Source organism: Shewanella sp. T24-MNA-CIBAN-0130 (assembly GCF_040310185.1).
Lineage (GTDB): Bacteria > Pseudomonadota > Gammaproteobacteria > Enterobacterales > Shewanellaceae > Shewanella > Shewanella psychromarinicola.
In genome coordinates this window covers 21,534-27,533 of sequence record NZ_JBEOPP010000062.1, presented here as the reverse complement: position 1 = coordinate 27,533, position 6,000 = coordinate 21,534, and the positions used below count along the sequence as shown (strand labels likewise).

Sequence of the window (6,000 nt, the reverse complement as noted above, 5' to 3'; positions counted from 1 at the left end):
CGCCAGGGTAACCCCCAAATTTCAGCAGAAAACATCGATTAAAACGAAAGTCTTTGAGCTATCAAAGTTTGGTGTGGAAACTGAGAAAAAAGAAGCAGCTTAGTCGTTAAAAGCTAGATTGCAGAAGCCCCGTGATCAGAGCGAAGCGAAGTCGCGGGGTAATTCACCTTTGTACTGTTTTTATTCAAAAAAAAACCACAATGTGACATAAAGCAATAGAATACTCGATTACTTTTCTGTTACATTGAGTTATCTTCGCGTGCAACATAGAATAAAAAATGCCATGAAGCTCGAAAATTTAAACATCATCATTGCAGATGACCATCCATTATTCCGTAATGCCTTAAGGCTAGCATTGAGTAATACATTTGAACAAACGCAATGGTTTGAGGCTGATAGTGCCGAAGCATTACAAAGGGTTCTTGATGAAAAAGAGAAGCCATTTGACTTAATCTTACTTGACCTACAAATGCCGGGTTCACACGGTTACTCAACACTTATCCACCTTAGAACGCATTATCCTGATATCCCCGTGGTGGTGATCTCTGCCCATGAAGACATCAATACCATAAGCCGATCAGTACATTATGGCAGTAGTGGATTTATCCCTAAGTCGGCTTCGATGGAGTCATTGACTGAAGCGTTAAATGCAGTGTTATATGGTGATATCTGGTTACCCAAAGGCACTCAAATTATCCCCGTTTCTGATGATCCGACTGACAAAATGGCCAACCGATTGTCTGATTTAACTCCACAACAATATCGGGTGTTACAGATGTTTGCTGAAGGATTACTCAACAAACAAATTGCCTATGATTTTGGGGTGTCAGAGGCCACAATCAAAGCACATGCGACTGCTATATTTCGTAAACTGGGTGTTCGCAATCGCACTCAAGCGGTGATAGCATTGCAACAATTAGCCATGGATAGAATTGATATCTTGTAATGCCTCAATCATTATCGCTACAACAACTGCCCTTTTCACAAGCTTGTGACAATAATAAGCAGCCTATCTTAACCCTATTGGCAAAATGGTTTGCCAATAGGCTCCATATACTCGAAATTGGCAGCGGCACGGGCCAGCACAGCGTCTATTTTGCAAAAAACCTTGCGCATCTTCGCTGGCAACCAAGCGATCAACAACATTATCTTCCAACTCTGCAAACGCGGCTCAATTTGCAAGCCTCCCCAAACTTACAACCCGCCATCACTTTAGATGTAACACAACCATGGCCACAATTCACACCACACCTTGATGCGATATTCAGTGCTAATACCTTGCATATTATGAGTCAAACGATGGTTGAAGCGTTTTTTGGCGGTATCGGCAGTGTATTGACTCATTCAGGCTCACTGGTCATATATGGTCCGTTTAATTACCAAGGCCAATTTACCAGTGACAGTAATCGACAATTTAATTTATTGCTGCAACAAAATAATCCTCACAGTGGCATCCGCGACATCGAATGGATCGGCCAACTAGCGCTTCAACAAGGGTTAACACTTCAAGAAGACATCGCTATGCCCGCTAATAACCGCATGTTACATTTTATAAAGTAACCAGCTTCATCTTAGTCAAGTAATCAACACAATTATCCAAAACGATTGGTGACTTACTGACAAAAAACCTTGTAAGCTATCGACTCTGAGCAACAATACACAAGGACACGCATTATGGGTTTGGTTACCACTAAAAGACATCCCAATGGTCTAGATTACGTCGCCGTCGATACTACACTTTGCCAAGCACGTATTTTTATGCAAGGGGCTCAAATCGATCAATTTACTCCCGCGGGTAAAGAGCCATTATTATGGGTATCAAACGCCGACGATTACCAACCAGGTAATGGTATAAGGGGGGGGATCCCGATTTGCTGGCCATGGTTTGGCATGAGCGACACCCTAGGATTTCCGCAACATGGATTTGCACGTAATAAAATTTGGTCGCTCGAATCCGTTAAGATGCGCGATCAATTAGTTGATTTGATTTTTACCCTACCAGCAGGTGAAATAGATAAGCAGTATTGGCCCCACGATAGCCAAATAAAGGTATTGTTCACCTTAGGCGAAACCTTATCGGTCAGTTTGGTCAATACTAATAATGCACATTATGACGTTACGCTTACTCAAGCATTGCACAGCTATTTTCCCATTGAAAATATTCACCAACTTACCGCAAGTGGCTTTGAAGGCTCACAATACATTGAATTTGGTGAAGGACCGTTTAAACAAGATGACGATGTGGTTCAATTTGACCAAGAAACCGACAGAGTGTATACCAAACTAGCTCATACTCAGGAGTTACACACGCAAAATGGTACTATTGTTGTCAGCCGTGAAAACAGCCAATCGGCGGTGTTATGGAATCCCTGGATTGATAAGTCGGTGCGTTTATCTCGTTTTAATCCCGATGATTACTTAACCATGGTGTGTTTAGAAGCGGCTAATGTGCTAGAAGATTACGTGTTATTAGCCCCAGGACAGAGTCACACAATGACGACACATATTGGTTGGAAATAACATCACGTAAAAGTTTGTGACAAGTAAGATAGATAAGTCGATATTACGAGCATGCCACAAAATTATTTACCGGCTCACAGGATCAATAATACCGACAAAAAAGCAGCTAAGGCTGCTTTTTTAATATCACGTATCAAATTTTATTATTGATAACATAAGAGAAAAACAACACCTGTCGCAGGATAATTCAATAGCGATTCAGCTTACTATTTTTGCTCAATCTATCCAAGATTTCTGTTTCTAGGTTTTCGAAAAAGACGAAACCAAAAAGCGGTTTCAAGCAATCCGCCAGCCACAATAAAAGTCACCGCTCCCGTTTGGCTGCCGACGAAATAACTCATCAATGCAAACGCGATCAATGTGATTAACATCAACAATCTGTAGATCCCTGTCATATTAATTTCTCTTAATCATATAAATGAGCCGCTCAACCTTAGCAATGCCAATGACATTAACTCTTTAATCATTCAGAACCTCTTGGGTTTTTCAGATTAAGGCGCATTGGTGTGATAATGGTGATTCCCTTGTAAAACAATGTAACACAGAGCTAAAATTCTGAGTAACGCCCTAGGACGGGTTCTAACGCCCTCTATATTCCGCAAAAATGGTGAAGCTATAAAATAACGATGGCAACAACAATTTAACTTATCTAAAAACGTTGACACCCGTTGATTGAACAGCTACTTGATGTAATGGGTATCGCTTCGATAGCCAACGATAGCCAGGGCGACCGCATGAGTGCTTAATAATTCACCTATTTGATGAAGGTGCACTCGATTGCATTAATCCGCTCTTATTTTCAGACTAACGGCCGTACAATTATTGAATATTTATCGGACAATTTATGAGTAAAAAAACGTTCATGCGGTTGCCCTGAAACGATAGCATTTAATCAAATTGTAAGTCTACTAAACATACGCCAATAAAAAAGCAGCCGAGGCTGCCTTTTATGTAATATAAATATTAATTTTTATTTAATACATACCAATTTGTACATATTGTACATAATTTATATTATTGATTATCTGCTGGCTTAACAACTGGGTTATCAAGCTTAGCTTCAAAACTGGTTGGCGCGATGAAAGTTAATCCCGTTGGAATTTCTTCTAACTTCTTACCCGCCATCGTTAACGCTTCTACATATTCAATCATAGATTCGTTATCAATAAAGCCTGACTTAATAACAGGTGAAAGCTTCTTGGTGTCAAAAATGTCATAACCGTCTTTGCCGCCAGCAATGTAAGCATTGGTAGAAATCTTGTAAGCCGTCTCAGGGACAATATCAGCACAATTGCCTGCAGCTACGCCGTTAGGACACACTTTTAAATCTTCAATTTGCTCCCCAACAACGGCTTTGCCATTGAAAGTGAATTGAATATTTGCAAATGTTGGAAACGAACCTGAAGACGTGGTTAGTGAATAATTAATGGTATCTTCAAGTAATTGAGTCACATCACTGCCCTTCAACTCAACAATAGCCAACTCATTACTGAAATAGAGGAGTGAACCAATAACATAACCCGCCGTTAAGTTACCATCAGCGTCACTTTTAATGTCATTACGCACCCCCCCTGTGTTTGTAATTGCCATATCAACACCATAACCCTGTTGATTTAACTTCCAAACCATAGATTCAGCAACATGAGCACCCGCTTCAGAACCCGTTACCGGTAATGAAGCGCCATTGCGCTTAACACCTGGCTGACGGACATGGTCTAACATACCGGTATCAACAGGATCGTTAGCATCAAATACCTGACCAATCACTTTACCTTCAAATTCTTCAATTAGCGGCTTGTAGTCGATATCAATAATGCGACGCAGTAAGGCATCTTCTTCGGTGATAGCAATATTATTTTGCTCACCAACAAAGGCTTCGGCTGCACTTTGGTCAGCTTCAATCAATGGCTCACGGTTCTCGCCATCATACTTGTGCATAAAGTCATTATCGATTAACAGAGTGTTATTACCTTGACAGGTTTTAACATCACCTTCTTCAAAGGTAACATCTGCTTGACCAATGGCTTGAGCAATAGCCCCCGCCTGCACGATACACGTTTTAGTGGTACCATTTGGATTAGTAACCATCTCAGCATAACCTGCGATGCTAGACCCCTGACCATTTCCTATATTAGTGAAGTCACCTAGTAGAGTATGAGAATGACCACCAACAATAACGTCGACACCGTTGACGCTTTCAGCAATGCGAATGTCTCTATCTAAGCCAATGTGGCTTACCATCACAATCTTATCAACACCCATCTCTTGTAGTGCATCAACAGTCGCTTGAGCAGTTTCGACTTCACCATTAAAAGCTAAATCATCACCAGGAGAAGAAATGGACTTCATGTCTTCTAACACTAGGCCAAACACACCTACTTTGACGTCACCGTATTCTTTAATGATATAAGGTTTAATATTAGTCACGCCAGACATTTGAGAGTCAGCGCTAGCATCTAAGTTAGCGGCAAGGATTGGAAAGTTTACCTTATTAGCAAACTCAATAAAGGGACCATCACCAAGATCAAACTCGTGGTTACCGATCGCCATCGCATCAAGACCCATTTCACGCAATAAAGTGGCATTACCGGCACCTTTTAACACATTGAAATAGAGCGAACCTTGGAAAGCGTCACCACCGTGTAAAGCGAGAAAAGGCTTATTAGCATCGGCAGCCATAGTTCTGGCATTTTTTAATGCCGTTGCAACACGAGGATAGCCACCAGCAGAAGTGCGAATACTCATATCCTCAGAATTAACTTGAGCGGTAAAATCTAATGATGATGGATCAAAGCTCGAGTGAGTATCGTTGATATGCGCAATGCGTAAATTAAACGTACTGACATCATCGTTGCTATCGTTACAACCTGTTAATGCAACAATAACCGCGGTTGCCAGCAAACCTTTAAACATTGTTTTGTTCATTTAAGACCCCATAATTTGAATAATTTGAATAATTTATTATTTTATACCTGATGAGAGTGTGTTTTTCTTTCGAGGTCAAATATTGGCTCGTGATAAAATAATTTTAATTGCGATTCAAGATGTAACGCTTAATCATTCTAAGCCAGTACCTTGCAACAAAGAGTAAAACATTTTTAGCCGAACCCAACGGGCAGTATTTGTGGTTTACTGCGACAGCAATAGACCGTGTTAAGACAGAGTAAAGACACTGCATCAACATGGGCTTATCTTAATTAACCACAAGCAACCGTTAAATTTATCTCGAAAGATCAACAGACTCTAAATTTCATCAACATGATAGTAGCAAACATTGCCAAGGTTATGTGACATTTTCATGACGAAGTGTGACAATTTATACAATATTAACAATTAGTTACAACATATTTCGTCCCAAAAATAGAACAGTGTCATGTTCAGACTGATATTTTAACCGTTAAAAAAAAAGACTTAGCTGCATTTAAACAACTAAGCCTTTAAATTAGTGTAGATAATTACTCAAAAAGAAGAAACGGTTGA

At 40.2% G+C, this 6,000-nt stretch carries 4 protein-coding genes; 3 read left to right on the top strand and 1 reads right to left on the bottom strand.

Annotated features, from left to right (window positions below):
* Window positions 1-283: 283 nt before the first annotated feature.
* From AAEZ02_RS18700 to AAEZ02_RS18690, 3 genes are all read left to right on the top strand, one after another.
* A complete protein-coding gene (locus tag AAEZ02_RS18700; protein ID WP_101030890.1) occupies window positions 284-946 on the top strand; it encodes a response regulator transcription factor in 663 nt (220 codons plus the stop codon).
* Window positions 946-1,560, top strand: coding sequence for a DUF938 domain-containing protein (locus AAEZ02_RS18695; protein ID WP_124013846.1), 615 nt, complete (start codon window positions 946-948; stop codon window positions 1,558-1,560). The genes AAEZ02_RS18700 and AAEZ02_RS18695 overlap by 1 nt, the downstream gene beginning before the upstream one ends.
* A 114-nt stretch (window positions 1,561-1,674) precedes the next feature.
* On the top strand, window positions 1,675-2,520 hold the full coding sequence (locus AAEZ02_RS18690; RefSeq protein ID WP_351124428.1) for a D-hexose-6-phosphate mutarotase: 846 nt from the start codon (window positions 1,675-1,677) through the stop codon (window positions 2,518-2,520).
* 1,014 nt (window positions 2,521-3,534) lie between these two features.
* On the opposite strand, the gene AAEZ02_RS18685 is transcribed toward AAEZ02_RS18690, so the two are convergent.
* Window positions 3,535-5,445: a bifunctional metallophosphatase/5'-nucleotidase gene (locus AAEZ02_RS18685; RefSeq protein WP_124013848.1), complete on the bottom strand. Its 1,911-nt coding sequence runs from the start codon at window positions 5,443-5,445 to the stop codon at window positions 3,535-3,537.
* Between the last annotated feature and the right edge of the window lie 555 nt (window positions 5,446-6,000).